The sequence below is a fragment of the Terasakiella sp. 4MB5A genome (assembly GCF_050058155.1).
GTDB classification, from domain to species: Bacteria; Pseudomonadota; Alphaproteobacteria; order Rhodospirillales; family Terasakiellaceae; genus Terasakiella; species Terasakiella halodenitrificans.
The window spans coordinates 1,057,103-1,076,962 of the sequence record NZ_CP188815.1 but is presented as its reverse complement, the minus strand read 5'-3'; the positions used below and the strand labels follow the sequence as shown (position 1 = coordinate 1,076,962).

General features: G+C 45.9%; 17 protein-coding genes. 5 read left to right on the top strand and 12 right to left on the bottom strand.

The genetic code is table 11. From position 1 onward, the window contains the following. Window positions 1–36: 36 nt before the first annotated feature. The 3 genes from ACI0FF_RS05145 to ACI0FF_RS05135 are packed head-to-tail and all read right to left on the bottom strand — an operon-like array spanning window position 37 to window position 2,982. Entirely contained in the window at window positions 37–1,104 is a 1,068-nt protein-coding gene (locus ACI0FF_RS05145; RefSeq protein ID WP_419799053.1) for a homocysteine S-methyltransferase family protein, read from the bottom strand. Continuing rightward, on the bottom strand, window positions 1,104–2,021 hold the full coding sequence (metF, locus tag ACI0FF_RS05140; protein ID WP_419799052.1) for a methylenetetrahydrofolate reductase: 918 nt from the start codon (window positions 2,019–2,021) through the stop codon (window positions 1,104–1,106). Before metF ends, ACI0FF_RS05145 begins: the two co-directional genes overlap by 1 nt. A 34-nt stretch (window positions 2,022–2,055) precedes the next feature. Next, a complete protein-coding gene (locus ACI0FF_RS05135) occupies window positions 2,056–2,982 on the bottom strand; it encodes an ArsR/SmtB family transcription factor (RefSeq protein ID WP_419799051.1) in 927 nt (308 codons plus the stop codon). Between the two features lie 304 nt (window positions 2,983–3,286). On the opposite strand from ACI0FF_RS05135, the gene ACI0FF_RS05130 reads away from it, so the two are divergent. Both ACI0FF_RS05130 and ACI0FF_RS05125 read left to right on the top strand, forming a co-directional pair. Continuing rightward, window positions 3,287–4,093, top strand: coding sequence for an MlaA family lipoprotein (locus ACI0FF_RS05130; protein WP_419799050.1), 807 nt, complete (start codon window positions 3,287–3,289; stop codon window positions 4,091–4,093). Between the two features lie 12 nt (window positions 4,094–4,105). Further along, a complete protein-coding gene (locus tag ACI0FF_RS05125; RefSeq protein ID WP_419799049.1) occupies window positions 4,106–4,756 on the top strand; it encodes an MlaC/ttg2D family ABC transporter substrate-binding protein in 651 nt (216 codons plus the stop codon). 20 nt (window positions 4,757–4,776) lie between these two features. Here ACI0FF_RS05125 and ACI0FF_RS05120 read toward each other — a convergent pair whose 3' ends face one another. Continuing rightward, window positions 4,777–5,433 carry a pseudouridine synthase gene (locus tag ACI0FF_RS05120; protein WP_419799048.1) on the bottom strand — a complete coding sequence of 219 codons (657 nt, stop codon included), beginning with the start codon at window positions 5,431–5,433 and terminating at the stop codon, window positions 4,777–4,779. Between the two features lie 380 nt (window positions 5,434–5,813). Here ACI0FF_RS05120 and ACI0FF_RS05115 point away from each other — a divergent pair, with 380 nt between their 5' ends. Beyond that, a complete protein-coding gene (locus ACI0FF_RS05115) occupies window positions 5,814–6,341 on the top strand; it encodes a cell wall hydrolase (RefSeq protein ID WP_419799047.1) in 528 nt (175 codons plus the stop codon). A gap of 98 nt (window positions 6,342–6,439) precedes the next feature. Further along, window positions 6,440–6,943: a peroxiredoxin gene (locus ACI0FF_RS05110; protein ID WP_419799046.1), complete on the top strand. Its 504-nt coding sequence runs from the start codon at window positions 6,440–6,442 to the stop codon at window positions 6,941–6,943. Between the two features lie 43 nt (window positions 6,944–6,986). On the opposite strand, the gene ACI0FF_RS05105 is transcribed toward ACI0FF_RS05110, so the two are convergent. Together ACI0FF_RS05105 and ACI0FF_RS05100 are read right to left on the bottom strand one after the other, a co-directional pair. Beyond that, a complete protein-coding gene (locus tag ACI0FF_RS05105; protein WP_419799045.1) occupies window positions 6,987–7,715 on the bottom strand; it encodes a ZIP family metal transporter in 729 nt (242 codons plus the stop codon). A 131-nt stretch (window positions 7,716–7,846) separates the two neighbouring features. Further along, window positions 7,847–8,479 carry a class I SAM-dependent methyltransferase gene (locus ACI0FF_RS05100; protein WP_419799044.1) on the bottom strand — a complete coding sequence of 211 codons (633 nt, stop codon included), beginning with the start codon at window positions 8,477–8,479 and terminating at the stop codon, window positions 7,847–7,849. Window positions 8,480–8,572: 93 nt separating this feature from the next. On the opposite strand from ACI0FF_RS05100, the gene ACI0FF_RS05095 reads away from it, so the two are divergent. Continuing rightward, window positions 8,573–9,463 (top strand): LysR family transcriptional regulator, encoded by an 891-nt coding sequence (locus ACI0FF_RS05095; protein WP_419799043.1) that lies wholly within the window; start codon window positions 8,573–8,575, stop codon window positions 9,461–9,463. A gap of 112 nt (window positions 9,464–9,575) precedes the next feature. On the opposite strand, the gene ACI0FF_RS05090 is transcribed toward ACI0FF_RS05095, so the two are convergent. From ACI0FF_RS05090 to ACI0FF_RS05065, 6 genes are all read right to left on the bottom strand, one after another. Beyond that, window positions 9,576–11,273 carry a methyl-accepting chemotaxis protein gene (locus tag ACI0FF_RS05090; protein ID WP_419799042.1) on the bottom strand — a complete coding sequence of 566 codons (1,698 nt, stop codon included), beginning with the start codon at window positions 11,271–11,273 and terminating at the stop codon, window positions 9,576–9,578. A gap of 336 nt (window positions 11,274–11,609) precedes the next feature. Continuing rightward, window positions 11,610–13,619 carry an elongation factor G gene (locus tag ACI0FF_RS05085; protein WP_419799041.1) on the bottom strand — a complete coding sequence of 670 codons (2,010 nt, stop codon included), beginning with the start codon at window positions 13,617–13,619 and terminating at the stop codon, window positions 11,610–11,612. Window positions 13,620–13,792: 173 nt separating this feature from the next. Beyond that, on the bottom strand, window positions 13,793–15,556 hold the full coding sequence (locus tag ACI0FF_RS05080) for a putative bifunctional diguanylate cyclase/phosphodiesterase (RefSeq protein WP_419799040.1): 1,764 nt from the start codon (window positions 15,554–15,556) through the stop codon (window positions 13,793–13,795). 173 nt (window positions 15,557–15,729) lie between these two features. Continuing rightward, window positions 15,730–16,932, bottom strand: coding sequence for a pyridoxal phosphate-dependent aminotransferase (locus tag ACI0FF_RS05075; RefSeq protein ID WP_419799039.1), 1,203 nt, complete (start codon window positions 16,930–16,932; stop codon window positions 15,730–15,732). 295 nt (window positions 16,933–17,227) lie between these two features. Beyond that, on the bottom strand, window positions 17,228–18,217 hold the full coding sequence (gene ppk2 / locus ACI0FF_RS05070) for a polyphosphate kinase 2 (protein WP_419799038.1): 990 nt from the start codon (window positions 18,215–18,217) through the stop codon (window positions 17,228–17,230). A gap of 88 nt (window positions 18,218–18,305) precedes the next feature. After that, a complete protein-coding gene (locus ACI0FF_RS05065) occupies window positions 18,306–19,784 on the bottom strand; it encodes a mechanosensitive ion channel family protein (RefSeq protein WP_419799037.1) in 1,479 nt (492 codons plus the stop codon). Between the last annotated feature and the right edge of the window lie 76 nt (window positions 19,785–19,860).

The following is a 19,860-nucleotide window of genomic DNA, read 5'->3' as shown; positions in this document are numbered from 1 at the left end:
AACTTTAATCTCTGTTTTCTATCTATCGGTTGCACATCAAGACGCGATATTGAACGGTTCAAGACCGGACAAGCGCATTTTTATTTCCAGTTCCGGCAATTTACGCGGTGCAATTCCCGCAACCGCATCGGCAATGATTTTAATATGATCCGGTGATGTTCCGCAGCAACCGCCGACGATATTAATCAGACCGCTTTCTGCCCACTCTCTCAACGCCTTGCCCATATCTTCAGGTGTTTCGTCATAACCGCCCATCTCGTTGGGCAGGCCTGCGTTCGGATAGGTTGACACACGCACATTGGCAATATGGGACAGGTCCGCAATATGCGGGCGCATCAAATCAGCCCCCAACGCACAGTTCAAGCCAACGGAGAACGGGTTGACATGGCGCACAGAATTCCAGAACGCTTCTGCTGTTTGACCGGACAGGGTGCGCCCAGATGCATCCGTCAATGTCCCGGAAATCATCACGGGAACTTTCCAACCCTGTTCATCAAACAGTTCTTCAATGGCAAACAAGGCCGCCTTGGCGTTCAAGGTATCAAAGATCGTTTCCACGATCAAAACGTCTGCCCCGCCTTCAAGCAAACCTTTCGCCGCTGATTTATAAGCCACGCGCAAGGCATCAAACGTCACATTGCGATATCCCGGATCGTTCACATCCGGACTGATAGAACACGTCCGGTTGGTCGGCCCCATCGCGCCGGCAACAAGACGCGGACGCTCCGGTGTTTTCAGCGTCATTTCATCGGCGGCTTCGCGCGCAATTCTCGCACTTTCCACATTCATTTCATAAGCCAGGTCTTCCATCGCATAATCTGCTTGGGCAATCGTTGTCGATGAAAATGTATTCGTCCCCAAGATATCAGCCCCGGCTTCAAGGTACTGGATATGAATTTCTTTGATTACGTCCGGCTTGGTCAGGGACAACAGGTCATTATTTCCCTTAATATCCTGTTTCCAATCGGCAAAACGCTCGCCTCGATAATCAGATTCCACCAAACCATAACGCTGGATCATTGTCCCCATCGCACCGTCAAGAATGATAATGCGTTTTTTCGACTCGGCTTCCAGATAAGCCAAACGGTCTTTACGTGTTGTCATTATTTGTTTCCTTTCGGGCGAACGCCAAGAACATGGCAGAATGCATAAGTCAGGTCTGCACGATTGAGAGTATAAAAATGAAAATCTTTCACGCCGTTGGCATGCAGCACACGGCATAATTCAGAAGCCACCGTTGCCGCAACAAGTTTGCGGGTTTCCGGTTCTTCGTCCAGTCCGGTAAACAGGTCCGCCATCCAGTCCGGGACACGCGTGTTGCAGGCGTCCGAAAATTTCAAAACTTGTTTAAAGTTTGTAACCGGCAGAATCCCCGGCACGATCGGCACATTCACACCCGCAGCAGCCGCCTTGTCACGATAACGCAAAAAGGTTTCCGCTTCGAAAAAATATTGTGTGATGACGCGGTTGGCACCGGCATCGACTTTCTTTTTCAGATAATCAATATCGAACTGGGCACTGGGGGCATCCGGGTGTGTTTCAGGATATCCGGCCACACTGATTTCAAAATCGTGACGTTTTTTCAAACCTTCCACCAGATCAACCGCATAAGCATAACCATCGGGGTGCGGTTGATAGGCCGTATCGCCTTCTGCCGGATCACCGCGCAATGCAACGATATGACGAATGCCTTCTTCCCAATACCGATCAGCAATTTCGTCAATTTCAGTCTTTGACGACCCGACACAGGTTAAATGAGCGGCCGCTGCCATTGTGGTGTCTTTTTGAATGGAAACCACCGTATTGTGTGTCCGCTCACGCGTTGTTCCACCTGCACCATAGGTAACAGAAACAAATTTAGGGTCCAACGGTTCCAAACGTTTTAAAGAAGCCCATAAGGTTTCTTCCATTTTTTCCGTTTTGGGTGGGAAAAATTCAAACGATACACTGACATCATTGGGCAGTGGTGCTGCGACGGGCAGGCCACGCAGGACAGCTTGTTTTTCTTCTGTGATGCTCACTTTATTATACTCCATTACCTGAATTCAGGTGTCGTCACAATTTTTCTGCAACCCAAAGGGTCACTGTTAAAGGGTCGCCGGGCAAATGCTGGACTTGTTTTATTTCCAGACCGCATTCCCGACAAATATCCGTCAATTCTTTATCAGAAAACCCCAGACGGCGGTGTTGATGGTCCACACGCAAGGTCTCTTCTTCATGCGGGGCAAAATCTGCAATTGTCAGTTTGCCACCCTGCCTTAAAACACGTGCTGCCTCAGCCACTGCACGGACCGGCTCATCGGCATAGTGCAAAACCTGATGGATTGTGATGAGATCAAAACTTTCCGCACTAAAGGGCACTTGATACATATCACCTTGACGGACCGCGCAATTATGGTTGCCGTTGGCCTCCAGATTGGCACGCGCAATCGATAACATATCGGATGACAAATCGATTCCCCATCCTTGGCGGACATGATGACCAAAAACTTGCAAGATCTGACCTGTTCCTGTTCCGATATCGAGAAAGTCTTCATTCCCTTTTGGTTCTGCCAATTTGAGCAAAGCATTCTCGACCTCACCGTCATCGACATGAAGGGCACGAATTTCCGCCCACCTCATCGCGTTACGGCTAAAATACTGCGATGCCTTTTCAGCCCGTTCGCGTTTGACTTCCTGTAAACGTTCACGATCTCGTAATAAAATCTCATCTTCTTGTGGTATTAAATCCACCAATTTTTTAACAAAAGGCGTGTCATCCGATTCTGTCGCCAATCGATGAAAAACCCAACTGCCTTCACGCAAACGCTGCAACAAGCCAGCCTCACATAGCAGCTTTAAATGGCGCGACACTCTTGGCTGACTCTGCCCGAGAATATGAACCAGTTCAGAGACTGTTAAATCCCCTTGCGCACACAATGCGATTACGCGCATTCGGGTCGGTTCACCCAAAGCTTTCAATGCATTTAAAATCTGATCCATATGCGCCCCTTTAAAACAGCAACTTCATTCAAGATATAAAGATATCTTTATATTGTTGCAAGTGTAAAATTACACCCTGTTGTAAAAATGTGACAGTGCGGGGGGATTGATGGTTTTTTAACCATTTCCAGTACTGGTATTTTGCGTTACCCTATGTTAATTCAATGATTGGAATTACATGCGCTTATTTTAAACGCCGTTCTTCCAAAAAAGATTAGTTTAAATATTAAATCAACAAGCACACTTCTTCTAACTGCTTGATATTTAATATTTAGGGGATAGCAAAAGAAAACCGGTGTTTTACATGACCAAGCCAGTGACGCAGAAAAATCTAATAAAAAAATTTAGTGGAATCGCCGCCATCGTCGTCCTGTTGTCCGGTTGCGCCGCCAACCCTCAACCTGTAGATGAAGCAAATGACCCGATCGAAGGGGTCAACCGCGTTGTTTACAGCTTTAACGAACTTCTTGATGTATGGTTCCTGCGCCCCGCAGCAAGCCTTTATCGTGCAATGCTTCCGCCTCCTATTCAGGAAGGCATCCATAACATGCTTGCCAACCTCAGCACTCCGGTCATCCTCTTAAACGACCTTTTGCAAGGGGAAACAGATCGTGCGGGGACAACGGTCAGCCGTTTTGCCATTAACTCAACTGTTGGCGTTCTGGGTTTTGGTGATCCCGCCACTGATATGGGTTACAAAAAACACAGTGAAGATTTTGGGCAGACCCTTGGCACTTGGGGCTTTGAGGGCGGTCCTTACATTGTTTTACCCGTTTTTGGTCCATCAAACCCGCGTGATGTTGTCGGTCGCGTTGTTGATTACTTTACTGATCCGGTAAATATGTGGGCACGCAATACAGATCGTGAAGGTATCCCCCTGACACGTGCCGTTCTTGGTGCCGTCGATACACGCGCACATTATTATGACGCGATCGAAGATATCAAACGTAACTCATTGGACCCGTACAGCGCTATGCGTAGCTTCTACTTACAGCGCCGAAATGCTGAGATCATGAATAATGAAGACCCGAAAGCGACTCCGGCACCAAGTCTTTCATTTGATTTCAACGCACCAGCACCGGGTGACGAAGAAATTACAGAAGCTCGTTAAGGGATAATCGATATGTTACTGACCCGCCGTGCACTTACTGCGCTGTTCGTCACTGGTGTCATTGTCTTTTCTGCGACCTGTGCAATGGCCAAGGATTTTGGAAAAGAGGCCGAAGGTTTCATCCAGGCAATGGCCGACAAGGCAGTAACCTCTGTTCGCACCACTCAAGATGAAGCTGTCTTACAGCAGGAATTTCGATCTATCCTCAATGATGGTTTCGACGTCCGCGCCATTGGCAAATGGGTTTTAGGTCGTTACTGGCGTAAAGCCAAACCAGAAGAGAAAGAAGAATATCTCAAGCTGTTTGAGGACTTCATCATCGCAACATATTCCAGCCGGTTTAAAGATTATGCAGGTGATGAGATTACATTGAAGGTCGTTCAGTCCGTTACGCGCAACGACAAAGACGCGATTGTACGTTCTGAAATCCAACGCCCGCAAACATCGGAACCGATTCTTGTTGATTGGCGAGTAAAACAAAATAAAGACGGTGCCCTTAAGGTCGTTGATGTTCTCATTGCCGGTGTCAGTATGAGTCAAGCCCAGCGTTCTGAGTTTGCATCAGTGATCAAGCGCAACGGGGGCGAAGTTAACGGATTAATTGATGCCCTGCGTAACAAGACCTCTCAACTGGTCAGCAACGTAGAACACGGCACACAATAGAAAAACCGAGCTCTCTAAGTCTAAAATTCCGATGGGCACTCAATAAATAGTTCATCATCGGAAACCGGATGAAATATTTTAAGCGCCTGTGCATGCAAACACAGGCGTTTTTCTTTGGTGATTACCTGTTCATCTGCATAAAAACGATCGCCTAAAATCGGGTGCCCCATAGACAGGCAATGAACGCGCAATTGATGAGACCGACCTGTCACCGGGTTTAGTTCCAAACGTGTGCGGTCCGACAATCGTTCCAGTACCTTCCAATTTGTCAGGGCTTTTTTCCCCAGTTCATGATCTACAATTTGCAGGGGACGGTTCGGCCAGTCACATCGTAAAGGTAAATCCACACTGCCGCATTCCGCTTCCACACGACCTTCAACCAAGCACACATATGTTTTTGTACAGCACTTGTTTTCAAATTGCCGAGACAGGTGACGATGCGCCTCTTTGTGCAGTGCCATAATAACAATGCCGGAGGTATCCATATCCAGACGATGCACCGTCGAGGCTTGTTTAAAACGTTCCTGAACACGGGTTTGCAAGCTGTCTTGATGAGCAGGATCACGCCCCGGCACAGACAACAAACCACTAGGTTTATTCAAAACCACAATGTGTTCATCCACATATAGTATTGGAATCTCGCCTTGTGGTGGCACATATTTAAACAGATTTGTCATAAAGCCTTATGGCAACTTTCATATTGACAAGTCAAGTGATAGCAAAAAAGTCATTTAAATACATTGCATTAAACTGTGCTATTTTTGCAACGCACAACCGACTTGACTTCATATGCAGTTGTTCATATATCGGGGGCGCACTTTGCAGGGACAAAGTGATGTTTAAGTCCGACCCCCCACGGTTGCCAGGGAGCAACTCGAAGACTTAACGAGAAGCGGTTATCCAAGATATAGCCGCCGAATTGTCGGACCCGTTTTGAACTTTATTGGATTGAAACATGCGTACGCACAATTCGTATTTGCCCAAATCTTTGAGGCGATTGTTAACTATAAGTTTTGTCAGCCTGGCTCTCTTTTTTGGCGTAACCGGGTTTATCCCCTTGCAGGAACACACCCTCAAGAAAGTGGAGAAATCCACATATATTCCCCCCTCTCCTGCTGAATTCGCACGACAATACAACAGCATTACCTCTCACCGTCTTTTGGTTGAGAAAGAAGAAATGCGCTGTCTTGCACTCAACATCTATTGGGAAGCCCGTTCCGAACCCTTGGAGGGTCAATTGGCTGTTGCCGGTGTCACAATGAACCGGGTTGCTCATACAAAATTTCCCGATACCATCTGCGATGTTGTTCAACAACGCCGGAGCTACCGCCTTCACCGCTGCCAGTTTTCCTGGTGGTGCGATGGCAAGCGCGATACACCACATGAAGAAATCGCCTGGCGCAGTGCCCAGCAATTAGCGCGCCTCTACCTTGCCGGTATCTACAGTGACCCGACCCATAATGCCCTGTGGTATCATGCCGATTATGTGAAGCCCGTTTGGGCGGATAAGTTAAATCGCAGTGCCAAATTCGGTCGCCACATTTTTTATAATGATGAACCCCAGCAAGTCGCCTCGCTCAATTAAAGTTTCGGCAAAATGAATGTCGCCCTATTGCACGGATCCCATTCAGGGCTATATCCCACAGATACCCTCGACATTCATTTTGCAGGAGACATTTCCCTATGACAATTAAAGTTGGCGACCCTATCCCGGCAGGAACACTCGCGGAATCAACCGAATTTGGTGATGCGTGTCCCCTTGGCCCCAATGACGTTGATGTACAGGCTGCAACCGCTGGCAAAAAAATTGCCATCTTTGCCGTTCCCGGTGCCTATACACCAACCTGTTCCGCCGAGCACGTCCCCAGTTATCTTAATAACCTTGATGCGTTAAAAGCCAAAGGCGTCGATGAGGTCTGGTGCGTCGCAACCAATGACGGTTTCGTTATGGCAGCATGGGGCAAAGATCAAAACGCAATTGGGAAAATTCGTTTCCTCGGCGATGGCAGTGCGAAATGGGCCAAGGCTCTCGGCCTTGAACTTGACCTGACCGATCGCAATATGGGTATGCGTTTACAACGCTTCTCCCTTCTGGTCGAAGACGGTATTGTTACCCAGTTGAACATTGAAGGACCCGGCAAGTTTGAAGTCTCCGGCGGTGATACGCTTCTCAGCCAACTTGGCTAAGCCGGCAAACAAATCAGGCGACCTTCCATGGTCGCCTTTTTTCTTATAAAACCATATGACCCAACAGTCCAAGAGCATATCCACAAACCGCCCCCAAAGGCGGCATCCAGCTTTTCTTCAAATGAGCCTGCGGGGCAATATCTTGAAACACAAGATAAAGGATGCCACCAGACGCAAACATCATCACCGCATCAATAAAAACAGCATTCCCACTTAAAAACTCCGCCCCTAACAAAGCTGAAATCGGCCCCACCACAACAAGGGCACAGAACCAAAACAAAATACGTTTTGATTTATGGGATCCTCTACATAAAATTTCGCGATAGGCGTTAAAGCCTTCGGGTAAATTCTGTAAGGCAATCAATAATGTCAATAGCAAGGCCGCATCATTCTGATCATTCAGCATAGCCCCCAAGGCCATTGCCTCGGGCATGAAATCGGATACCATCGCGATTAATTGCGAATAACTTCCCCCATGTGTCTGAATAAGGCGGTCGAGAAAATAAAAGAAAAACCCACCGGCCAGAAACAAGCCGATGGCCCAAAAAACATCTAATCCCTTGGTACCTTCCGGCACCAACACCAACGACACCGCTGCAAATAAAGCCCCGCCGCCAAAGGCAATAACAAAGTGGCGAAATTCTTTTTCCAGCCAGTTGGGACTGATATGTTCAACCTTCGCCAAATAAGCCCCAAGCGGAATCGTCGCACCAGCAAAGGTCGAAAAGATAAGAGCGATCAGCCAGGCCGGATATTGGTCCAAAAATGACATGTCTTGCCCCACACGTTATAATTACCTGATTTCAAAAGCGGGAAATATTGTTCTATATGATTAAAGTCATCCAGTGACAAAGTAATACAAGACACCGAAAATGTAAAAACGACCTTTATCCAAAACGATCGCTAAACGACCTCATTTGGCTTTCGCGCGATCATAAACAAGGCTTGGGATTTACTGGGTTGCCAATTCTCTTCAATTTGAAAACCGGCGTCCGTAAAGTCCTTTTTCAACTCATCGACCCGAAAAAACTTTACAGCGGGCAGAAACCCAAAAAAGCTTCCCACCCCGACAATGACTTTCAACCACAGAAAGCCCTGCCCCAAACAGGCTGTGGAACTGATAAAAACGCCCCCCGGTTTCAACATCTTGAAAATACGGTGAATGGCGACGGCTTTTTCCTCCAGTAAATGCAAAATATTGTGGGCAAGGATGACATCATACGTCTGGTTCTCCACCGCCATTTCATCAAAATCACGACAGTCAAAGCTGATATTATCCACACCTGCCGTCTTGGCTTTTTCCCGTGCGATTTCCAACATATTTAAAGAAATATCCACCGCCCGAATATGGCGGACATAAGGCGCTAGATGGATCGCTGTTGTCCCTGTCCCACAGGCAAGCTCCAACATCGCGGCATCAGCGTTGAGATAGTCCCGCGTCTGTTGTAATTTTTTTTGATAGGCCTCTTCATTGGTGACTTTTCGCTTGGCATATTTATGCGCAACACGATCCCAAAAATGGCTTTGTTTTGTCATATCTTCGACCTCAATTAAATATTTCGCAGCAGCTTACGCGATATCAAACAAATGTGAATTGCATAAATATTTAGTTATAGTATGCATATATGCATGGAATGGAAATCAATCACCTTTGACTGGAACCAAATGCGTGCTTTCTTGGTCGCCGCGCAAGAAGGATCCTTCACCGCAGCAAGCAAAGCCTTGGGCGTCACCCAACCAACGGTCGGGCGTCAAGTTACCGCATTGGAAGAACACCTTGGCATCACCTTATTTGAACGCATGGGCCGCACATTGGAATTGACCCAAACCGGAGTTGACCTGTTACAACATGTGCAGGCAATGGGGGAGGCCGCCGCCCAAATATCGCTTACCGCATCGGGGCAATCACAAAGTATTGAAGGACGTGTCTGCCTGTCCACAACCAATGTCTGGGCAGTCTATTTTCTGCCTGATATTCTGACAAAAATCCGGCACCGTTATCCCGGCATTGAATTGGATATTGTGGCCTCCAACGCCTTAAGCGATTTAAAACGACGTGAGGCCGACATTGCCATTCGCCATGCCCGCCCCACACAACCGGATCTTTATGCCCAACTACTTTATGAAACCAGCGGACATCTTTATGTCAGTGATCGTTATCTGGAAAAATTTGAGTGCCCGCAAAGCCCTAACGATCTGAAAGAGGCTTGCCTTATCGGTTTTGATCAATCAAACCGTTTGTTGGATTATTATCATTCCATGGGATGCCCCGTCAGCCAGCGAAATTTTCCCATCCGATCGGAAAACGGTCTAGTCGCATGGGAAATGGTCAAACAGGGATTAGGGGTCGGTATTATGGTCAAAGAAGTCGCGGCACGTACGCCCGGTATTCACCAGATCTTGCCTGATCTGCCCGGCGTTCCTATTCCTGTCTGGCTGGTTACACACCGCGAGCTTAAAACAAATCGCAGGATCCGTGCGGTGTTCGAGTGTGTGGCAGAAAGTTTCAGCACCTCTTAAAAAACTCGTGAGCACATCTGTTGTCTAAAACATAGCAGCGACATCAAATAAAAAAACGGTTAAAGCACTTTAAAAGGCTCCCTTACGAGGGAGCCTTTTAAAAAATACTTATTTATGCACCTTTTAGTCTTAAATCATTCACAAGACTGGTCATGGCACGATCAAGTGCATCGGAGCTAGAAAGCAACTCATCACTCGCCGTTTTCACTTCATTTGCTGACAACATAGTTTGGTTTGCATCTTCAGCAACAGCTGCAATATGGCTGGATATTTCTTGTGTTCCACGTGATGCTTCTTGGACACTTCGACTGATCTCCTGAATGGCCGCATGCTGTTCTTCTACAGCGGCAGCAATTGCACTTGAGGCTTCGCGCATATTCGAAATTGTGCTTGTAATGCCTTCAATTGCACCAACTGCATCGCTGGTTTGGCTTTGAATTGCTGAAATCTGTTGTGAAACTTCATCCGTTGCCCGGGCAGTCTGATTTGCCAGATTTTTAACTTCTGAAGCAACAACCGCGAAACCTTTGCCGGCCTCACCGGCACGGGCAGCTTCAATGGTGGCGTTCAATGCCAGCAGGTTGGTTTGTTCTGCAATATCTTGAATAATACTGACGACTTCACCAATTTTTCCGGCGGCCCCGCTCAAACCCTGAATAACAACGTTGGTTTGTTGCGCTTCTTGGGCTGCAGCCTCAGCAGTTTGATTGGTATGTTCAACTTGTCTACCAATTTCATGACTGGAGGCATTTAACTCTTCGGTTGCAGCCGCAACCGTTTGAACGTTTGCAGAAGTCTGTTCAGAAATACTCGCAACAGAAGAACTTTGTTGGTTTGTGGCTTCTGCATTGTTATGCATCGTATCCGCAGATTGACCAAGTTGCACAACAACGCCGCCCATTTTCTCCATAACACTGTGCATTTGGTTATGGATATTATCTGCCATTGTAATAAGGCTTTGTTTCTGCTCTTTTTCTGCTAAAAGCCTGTTTTCTTCTTGATTGGCGCGTAATTGGTTGGCTTCGATACTGTTCTGTTTAAACACTTCAACCGCACGGGCCATTTCACCAATTTCATCCCCACGATGCTGACCGGCAACCTCAATCTCCAAATCACCTTCAGCAAGATGAGACATCTGATCAGAAATTCGACTTAGACCACTGGTCAGATTTTTTGCGACCAAAAATGAAATCGTACCGGCAACAAGTAAGGCCACGATTACCATTATAGCAAAGATCTTAAACTGCGCCCAGAAAGCTGCATCCACATCATCGGTATAAAGACCGCTGCCAACAATCCAGCCCCAGTCTTTTACAAGTGCAACAAAGGATATTTTATGGACGGGGGCGTCAAATCCTGGCTTCGGCCAAAAATAATCAACAAAACCGGCCCCGTTTTCATTTTGTACCGTTTTAATAAATTCAGTAAACAGGTATTTCCCGTTTTTATCTTGCAGTTTATCAAGCTTTTTACCATCCAACGCCGGTTTAATCGGGTGCATGATCATGATGTTATTTATATCGTTGATCCAAAGATATTCGGATCCACCATAACGAATGGATTTAATAACGTCTCGCGCTTGTTTTTGCGCTTCTTCAGTACTAATCTCACCTGCTTTGGCTTTTGCGACATAACCTTCTAAGATACTATGCGCTTCTTCAACCACACTACGGACTTTGTCTTGTCGGTCTGTGAGCAAGGTATGTTTCATGTTTTGGGCTGCAATGCCGGCAACAGCAACCAGTGCAATTGTGAAAATAATAGCAGGAAGCCATATCTTCGAACTGATTTTTAATTTGTCTAAGAACATGATTTTTGTCCTCTTTTTAGTTAGCTCTTAGGGAAAGTGGAGTAGCTGGCATTTTGTTTCTCGGTATGCCTGATCTTATAATTATTTCCCGATCGAGGTAATAGGTTCCGATATATGATATATCTTTTCAGATGATAATGGTACGGACAATATTATGTTACATTATTAAAAATATGAAAAAAAACCTAAACAGATACAAAATTCGAAAAATTAATTAAGGGTTGAATATCATATTGATGATATCACGTCATTGACTCAAGTCAAGAGAGGTGGGGTGATTTGCAAAACCACCCCATATGACATTTATCTAAAGTGTATACAAGGCACATTAGACATCTAATTATTGTTACAAACAACTTGATCAGCTTGTTTTCCACTAAGCTCTTGAAGGTGATCGAATTGATCAATATAGGACCCAATACCTAACGTTTGCGACCTTAGCTCTAAAATCATATCTTGCAGTTCGGCTTCTGGGATATAGGCGTTGACCTCGTCCCAAGCTTTCCAACCTTTTTTTGCATCGAATCCAAGAATTTGGCCACGCCGCCCAGTAATAATACGTTGCACTTTTGAAGTGTAAATGCTGGGCACTTGAATGGTCACATTGTGAATAGGCTCCAGCAATACAGGGGAACAATCTGGCATAGCTTCACGCATTGCGGTTTGCGCAGCTTTTTTAAAAGCCATTTCGGAGCTATCGACAGCATGGAAACCACCATCGCTTAACACAACACTGATATCGACGACAGGAAACCCCAACGGGCCTTTATCCATATATTCGACGATACCGTTCTCAACTGCTGGGATATATTGTTTAGGGACTGCCCCCCCCGTGATGGTATCACTAAACGAGAAACCGCTACCGCGTGGTAAGGGGCTGATTTCTATATGGACATCACCATATTCACCATGCCCACCACTTTGCTTGCGGTGTCTTGCATGCTTCGTTGCACTTTTACGAATGCTTTCCTTATAAGCCACTTTGGGGGGGTGTGCTTCAACATCCATTGAAAAACGACCTGCCAGACGTTCCAGTGCGATTTTGATATGCATATCGCCCTGACCACGTAAAAGAAGTTCTCCGCTAACCTGATTTTGCGCGACAATCAAAGACGGGTCTTCGTCATTTAATTTACTCAAGGCAGCAGAAAGCTTTACCTCATCAGCCCGTTTGACCGCTTGAATAGCTTTGGCATACATCGGTGTGAGAGGCGTTGGCCAATAAGGCGCGCTTGCACCTCCGCCTTCGGATAAGACTTGCCCCGCAGTTGTATTTTCCAATCGTCCCAATGCAACAACCTGCCCTGCGCAGGCTGTATTTATTTTGTGCCCTTCACTACCTAGCATTTGTTGAATACCGGATACACGTTCATCATTAAAGGTCATGCCGTCTTTCAGTTCCCCAGACCAAATCCGCGCAAAGGATAATTTACCCGCATGAGCGGCATGAATGGTTTTGAAAACCTGCGCAGTATTTCCAGTTGTAGAAATACCGCGTTGTTCGGCGGTTTGCACAACTTCGGGGGCATCATGGCGCAAAGCTTTGAGAAGACGTGTAATGCCGCCACGATGTTCAGCAGACCCGAAAAAGACAGGGACAATTGCATCTTCTGCAAGGTCTTTATGTATATTTTCATAAATCTCAGATTTTGGCGGTTGAACCTCTTCTAATATTTCTTCCAGAAGTTTGTCGTCAAAGTCCGCGAGAGATTCAAGCAGTTCTGTACGGGCTTCCTGTTCGCGATCTTGAATAGCTTGTGGCATTTTTATCAATTCAGACCGTTCGCCATCATGCCATTTATAGGCTTTTTCTGAAACCAGATCGACATAGCCGGTAATTTCGCCATTTTCGCGGATGGGAACCTCACGCAGTAAAAGCGGGTGCTCGCTAATGTCCTGCAAGGCATTCATCAATTCACGAACACTGGCTTCCGGTTGATCCATTTTATTGATGAAAACCATATGAGGGATATTATGTTGATCTAGGAACTTGAGAACCGGCGCGATTGTAATCGCTTTTTCCGGTGTGGGGTCGCATACCACAACTGCAACATCACAGATCATTAAGGCTTGGTAGGTATCTTGCATAAATTCGACGGAGCCAGGACAATCTATAAAGGTCCATTCTTCTTCAAGATATGATGTTGTGGCAATATTAAGCTGAGTCGTCATGGTATGAGCGCGGGCTTCGGCTGACGAGTCGCCGACTGTATTGCCCTGATTGACATTGCCTTTTCGATTGATTGCGCCTGTTGTGAAGAGGATTTCTTCCAACAGGCTTGTCTTCCCACTTAGATAAGCGCCTACGATGGCGCAACAGCGCGGTTGTGATGGTTTTTTGGACACGATTTCGACCCTCCCGATCTCTATGTCAGGGACGCGTCCGTACAAATCAAGTGGGCACAGGCGCGTGCCTCTCTAGGATTCTACTTATATGAGAGGCTAACGCGAATTGGCTGTGATGAAAAGGGCATAGATCAAATAGGAGGGATGCAAAAAGCGCAAAATCATCAAAAAAATCAGGAAGAGCTTTCAAACTCGCTGCGTTCGGCAAAAAGGTTAAACTCATCAATGCGTAAAGGACGGCTGAAATAATAGCCTTGTCCCAGTTGACAGCCCTTTGAAAATAGAAAATCGTTGTGGTCTTTGGTCTCAATACCTTCACCAACAACTTCCAACCCCATGCTGTGCGCCATTGTTAAAATAGCGGCAACAACAGCGGCATCTTCCGCATTTGTTGTGACATCACGCACAAACATCCGGTCAATTTTCAAAGTATCCAGCGGGAAACGTTTGAGATAATTCAGGCTGGAATATCCTGTCCCGAAATCGTCGATGGATAAACGCACGCCCATTGCTTTTAATTCGTGCAGCATTTTTAAGGCATCATCCAGATTTTCCATCATCAGCGTTTCTGTGATTTCTAACGATAATTGGTTCGGATTGAAGCCTGTGCGCTCCAGCACACCTTTGACGACATCCGGCAAGTTATCTTCTTTGAATTGACGACTGGATAGGTTGATGCTGACGCGGAAAGGTGTTTGGGATTGTTCTGACCAGCTTTTAATTTCTCGACATGCCGTTTCCAAAACCCACTCCCCAATCGGCAAAATCAGATGATTGCGTTCCGCCAGCGGGATGAACTGATCGGGTGAGACTAGGCCACGCTCCGCACTATGCCAACGGATCAAGGCTTCGGCACTTTTCATCTGACCTGTTTCAAGATCAACAATTGGCTGATAGACCAGATGAAATTCATCAAACGTTTTAATGGCTTGTCGCAGGTCCCGTTCAATTGCGCGTCTGGCTTGTGCCGTGGCATCGAGATCAGGAGTAAAGAAATGATAGGTATTGCGTCCCTTTTCTTTGGCCTGATGCATGGCGCTGTCTGCATTTCGCAGCAGAGTTTCTACATCATCACCATCGCCAGGCCATGTGCAAATACCGATAGAACAGGAAATATGAATTTCTTCATTCTCAATTTCAAAAGGACGATCCAGCGAGGCTAAAATGGCTTCCGCCGCCTGACGTGTTTCTTCATCATCCTTGATGTTGGGAAGAACAGCTGTAAATTGATCGCCACTGAAACGGGCAACAGTGACATTTGCTTCAAACGCATTGCTAAAGCGCAGGGCGACCTCTTGTAACAATTTATCCCCGATGGTGTGCCCCAAGGTATCATTAATAACTTTAAAACCATCCAGTCCGATAAAGAGCAAAGCCGTCTGTGTCCCACTTTGACCCGAGGTATAAAGAGAATTGATAAAACGGTTGAGAAACAAATTCCAGTTAGGTAAATCGGTAATCAGATCGTAATTACTACGCCTATCAAGTTGTTCTTCAGTCTCTTTCTCTGATGTCACATCACGGAAGAAAAAGACAAAGCTTGCCGTATCCAAATCATCGTTATGTAGATTTTGAATATGTGTTTCGACACGATAAATCTGGCCAAATTTACTTTCGTTCCACAATAAACCTTCCCAATGGCCTTCCTGTTCCAAACTGATCTGGACAGTGGGCCATAATTCATCACGTTTATGATGGGCAATTAAACCATTAATCGGGAAATATTGAATTTCATTGGCGTCATATCCGGTTAGGCTCGTAAAAGCCGGATTAATACTGATGATTTGATAATTCGCGTTCACCAAAGCAATTGGTTGTGTCGCCGATTGAAAGACAGACGACATCATACGATAGCGCGCAACCTCTCGGCGCTGTGCAACCAGTTTGCCTTTAAGCGAGGCAATCTCATTTTTAAGGCTCGCGATATCTTCAGTCATATCAAACAATTAGCTAATGAATAATGTAGTATTCTTATTTATCGTCGTGCGCACTTTAGTTTTTCAGCCTAATGGTGTGCTTGATGATGGTCAAAGGATTTATAGATTGAACAAAAAAACTGCGCAAGGAGTTACTCACTCGTTGCGCAGTTTTCATTGATCGAAACCCAGGATTACTTCAATGCGGCACAAGCACGTTGAATGCGCTTACATGCTTCAATCAAGGCTTCGTTACTGGTCGCATAAGAAACACGGAAATGCGGTGACAAGCCAAATGCCTCGCCATGAACGGCTGCAACGCCTTCTGCTTCCAACAGGTAAGTTACAAAATCTTCGTCGGTTTTGATTGCTTTGCCATCGGGTGTGGATTTTCCGATTACGCCAGCACAGGACGGATAAACATAGAATGCCCCTTCCGGTGTTTTGCACTCCAGACCTTCAGCTTCGTTCAACATCTTCACAACGATATCGCGGCGTTCTTTAAAAACAGCGTTGTGTTTGGCAACAAAATCGTGCGGGCCATTCAATGCTTCAACAGCAGCCGCTTGCGCAACAGAACACGTGTGTGTTGTGCTTTGGGACTGAATTTTGTTCATGGCCTTGATGATCTCAAGTGGGCCTGCAGCATAACCAACACGCCAACCTGTCATACAATAGGCTTTGGACACACCGTTCAAAGTCAATGTACGATCAAATAATTTAGGCTCGACCTGTGCCGGTGTAACAAATTCAAAATCATCATAGGTGATCAACTCGTACATATCGTCTGTCATAACGTGTACGTGGTCATATTTCACCAAAACGTCGGTCAGCGCCTTCATTTCATCGCGTGAATAAGCTGCACCTGTCGGGTTGGACGGCGAGTTCAGAATAACCCATTTTGTTTTGTCCGTGATGGCTGCTTCTAGATCCGCGGCTTGCATTTTGAAATTGTTTTCCGCTGTACAGTCAACGAAAACCGGCACACCGCCAGCCAACAGGGTGATATCAGGATAGGAAACCCAGTACGGCGCCGGAACGATGACTTCATCACCATCATTCAGGGTGGCCATCAATGCGTTATAAATGGTTTGCTTACCACCACAACCAACAGAAATTTGATCCGGTGTGTAGGTGAGTTCGTTGTCACGTTTCAGCTTGTCGCAAATAGCTTGGCGTAATTCCGGTGTACCTGCAACAGCCGTGTAGCGCGTCTTGCCTTCGTTCATGGCTTTGACAGCGGCATCGATGATATGTTGCGGTGTATCGAAATCGGGTTCACCTGCACCGAGGCCGATCACGTCACGACCAGCAGCTTTCAATTCTGCGGCCTTGGTGGATACGGCAATTGTCGGAGACGGTTTAATGCGAGACAGTTTGTCAGCTAAAAATGACATGGAGCCCTGACCTTTTAGGTTTGTGTGTCAAAAAAACATCGATAAATGGACAAGCAAAAATATAGACCGCTTTGCCCAGACAGAACCTACGCTTGCCCTGCATAGGACGCAAGTTTTATTGGCTGTTTTGCGACAATTTTTTGACCATGCGGTTTTATACTGAATATTCGCTGTAGAACGGCGAGTTTCACGGCAGATATTGTTCGAATTTCAAATAAAATAATGGAGAGAATCGACGTAAAAAAGGCACCCTCTTGCAAGGTGCCTTTTTCACTGTGTTTGATGAAAGTGAAGATTAATCTTCGACGTCGAGCTCTTGTTCCGTCGTGCGGATAACTCGGGGATCCCATTGCAATAATTCTTCGTTCTTACCTTCATAATCTACGTTGCTAAGGAAGTAACGGATCGCATTGATGCGGGCGCGTTTCTTGTCATCTGATTTAACGATCGTCCAAGGCGCTTCTTTTGTGTCGGTATAGAAGAAGACATCCTCTTTTGCCTTGGTATAACCCGCCCAATGTTTTTGCGATTCTTTATCGACCGGTGATAGTTTCCATTGTTTCAATGGATCATCTTCACGACAGGCGAAACGCCGTGCCTGTTCTTCCTTGGAAACCGAAAAATAGAATTTAAACATTTTAAGCCCACTGCGATGAAGCATACGTTCAAATTCAGGGACAGAGCGTAAAAATTCTTTGACCTCGTCCGGTTCACAAAATCCCATAACGCGTTCAACCATACCCCGGTTATACCAGGAACGATCAAACAAAACGATTTCCCCAGCTGTGGGCAAATGATTGACATAACGTTGGAAATACCATTGATTGCGTTCACGATCCGTTGGTTTTTCCAAGGCGACAACATGACAGCCCCGTGGGTTGAGATGTTCAATAAATCGCTTGATCGTTCCCCCTTTGCCAGCAGCATCGCGCCCTTCAAAAATAGAGAGAATTTTCTGTCCATTGGTTTTGACGGAATTTTGCATACGCAACAATTCCACATGCAAAGGGGCAATAATTTCCAGATAATCTGATGTTTTTAATTTTTCGACCGGGGCATCCGTACCATCTAATTGGTCAATGGGCTTTCCCTTAATCAAGCCATTCCCCATGGATTTGATTTTGCTCTTGGCATTTTTCTTGCCTTTGAATTTTTCTGCATCACGCCCCGCAGGTTTAATTTGGGACAAATTGTCAGTGGCAATCATTTCTTGTTCCATGAGCTCGTCATCAATGGTTTCCTCATCAAATTTGACGATCTTGGCCATTTTCTTTTTAGCTGTCATATATGCCCCCTGTTTATGTCATTCATTACTATCGGAATGTAGCAAGTTTAAAAAGAGTATGTATGATTTAGATCAATTCAAAAGAACTTCACCCTTTCTTTAGACCGCGAATACTGAAAAAGGTTTTGATTTTTTCAAGGAAAAGGCCTGTTTCTTTTTCAATCATTTCAGGGCTGCTGTCTTCTTTATCTTCAGACAGTGCGGATTGGTTTTGCAGATCACGAATAGCAATAGCCTTGCTCAGCTGTTCTGCAACTTCCGGGCTTCGCTCAAAAAGCTGTGCCATAACTGATTTGGTGATTTCGCAGACAACGGTATCTGTTACGCAGATAATAGTGGCGGAACGTTGATCCCCGCTAAGCAAAGACTTTTCACCAAAGAAAGTGCCCGGCGCCAGATCGGCAACTTTCAAAAGTTCACCGTTTTCACGCTCCACCAGAACTTCCAGCAAGCCTTCTGCCAGAATAAACATCGAGTCACCAAGTTCACCTTGATGAACGATGGTATCTTTTGCCTTATAGTTTCTAACCTTGACGCCTTGGGCGATAAATTCCAAATCATCTAATTCCAGAAATTCAAACAGAGAGATCTTTTGAATTTGTCCGACAAGGTCTTTAGGGTATGCCCAACTTTTCTGTCGCCACGGCATGCGGGTAAAATAAACATCACGTTTCGGATAAGACAAAGTCAGGCCCGCATGGTTCAGATGTTCCATAACATGGGTGATAATTGTATTACGCGCCTTTGCTGTCGTAACAAAGTCAGGGTCGATATAGTAACGAATTTTGTACTCGACGCCATAGGGGGTAATGTTATTTGCTCGTACCTTGGGCGCGGGTTTTGGCAGGGGGCCTTTGTCACCGATTGAAGCCTGAACCGCTGCGGTCAAAACACGAATGGCCCGTTCTGTCGGGACAGAAAAATCCAATGTGAAAACCAGTTCGAAGCGCGAGACCTCGCCCAGTCCACCCATACTGTAATTGGATAAAATTGTGGTGGTGATAAAGCTGTTAGGGATAATGATGATGTTGCGCCCTGTCGTCCAAAGACGTGTTGTGCGCCAGTTGGTTTCTTCAACGCGGCCTTTATATTCGCCAAATCGTGTGTGAACGTTAATCCATTGTCCAACCTTGAAAGGGCGTTCCATATGAATGGCGAGGCCCGAAAATGTATCCAGAATAAGGTTGCGAAGTGCAAAACCAACCACAATACCAATAGCACCGGAGGCCGTCCAAAACCCGGTAATGGATTGCCCAAAGACAAAAGTTGCCGCACCGGATACCGCCAGAAAGACAATAACGATATTACCTAATTGTACAATTAATCGAGGCGGCGTCATACCGCTTGCGCGAGTAACAATACCTTCCCACAAAACTATACGTACAATCCTAATAACAAGTAGGGCGCCAACAATCCACGCCAAGGTTGAGAGTGCCCGCACAGCAAAAGCCTGCCAATCTCGTGTAAGGCCCAGTTCCGAGAGGATAATATCAATTTGTGAGATCGTAAAAATCAATACGATCAAAAGGGTGCTGGAGGCCCAGACTTTGCTGAGAATGTTTTTCATCAAGAGTACCGATTTTTTTTAAATATAATAATTTTATGACAACTATGAATTAATTTTTTTTGAGGGTCTATAAGAA

Coding starts and splice junctions, on each gene's coding strand:
- ACI0FF_RS05125 (WP_419799049.1), top strand. CDS start 4,106: ATGTTACTGACCCGCCGTGCACTTACTGCGCTGTTCGTCACTGGTGTC.
- ACI0FF_RS05065 (WP_419799037.1), bottom strand. CDS start 19,784: ATGAAAAACATTCTCAGCAAAGTCTGGGCCTCCAGCACCCTTTTGATC.
- ACI0FF_RS05080 (WP_419799040.1), bottom strand. CDS start 15,556: ATGACTGAAGATATCGCGAGCCTTAAAAATGAGATTGCCTCGCTTAAA.
- ACI0FF_RS05110 (WP_419799046.1), top strand. CDS start 6,440: ATGACAATTAAAGTTGGCGACCCTATCCCGGCAGGAACACTCGCGGAA.
- ACI0FF_RS05105 (WP_419799045.1), bottom strand. CDS start 7,715: ATGTCATTTTTGGACCAATATCCGGCCTGGCTGATCGCTCTTATCTTT.
- ACI0FF_RS05095 (WP_419799043.1), top strand. CDS start 8,573: ATGGAATGGAAATCAATCACCTTTGACTGGAACCAAATGCGTGCTTTC.
- ACI0FF_RS05130 (WP_419799050.1), top strand. CDS start 3,287: ATGACCAAGCCAGTGACGCAGAAAAATCTAATAAAAAAATTTAGTGGA.
- ACI0FF_RS05090 (WP_419799042.1), bottom strand. CDS start 11,273: ATGTTCTTAGACAAATTAAAAATCAGTTCGAAGATATGGCTTCCTGCT.
- ACI0FF_RS05145 (WP_419799053.1), bottom strand. CDS start 1,104: ATGACAACACGTAAAGACCGTTTGGCTTATCTGGAAGCCGAGTCGAAA.
- ACI0FF_RS05120 (WP_419799048.1), bottom strand. CDS start 5,433: ATGACAAATCTGTTTAAATATGTGCCACCACAAGGCGAGATTCCAATA.
- ACI0FF_RS05075 (WP_419799039.1), bottom strand. CDS start 16,932: ATGTCATTTTTAGCTGACAAACTGTCTCGCATTAAACCGTCTCCGACA.
- ACI0FF_RS05135 (WP_419799051.1), bottom strand. CDS start 2,982: ATGGATCAGATTTTAAATGCATTGAAAGCTTTGGGTGAACCGACCCGA.
- ppk2 (WP_419799038.1), bottom strand. CDS start 18,217: ATGACAGCTAAAAAGAAAATGGCCAAGATCGTCAAATTTGATGAGGAA.
- ACI0FF_RS05100 (WP_419799044.1), bottom strand. CDS start 8,479: ATGACAAAACAAAGCCATTTTTGGGATCGTGTTGCGCATAAATATGCC.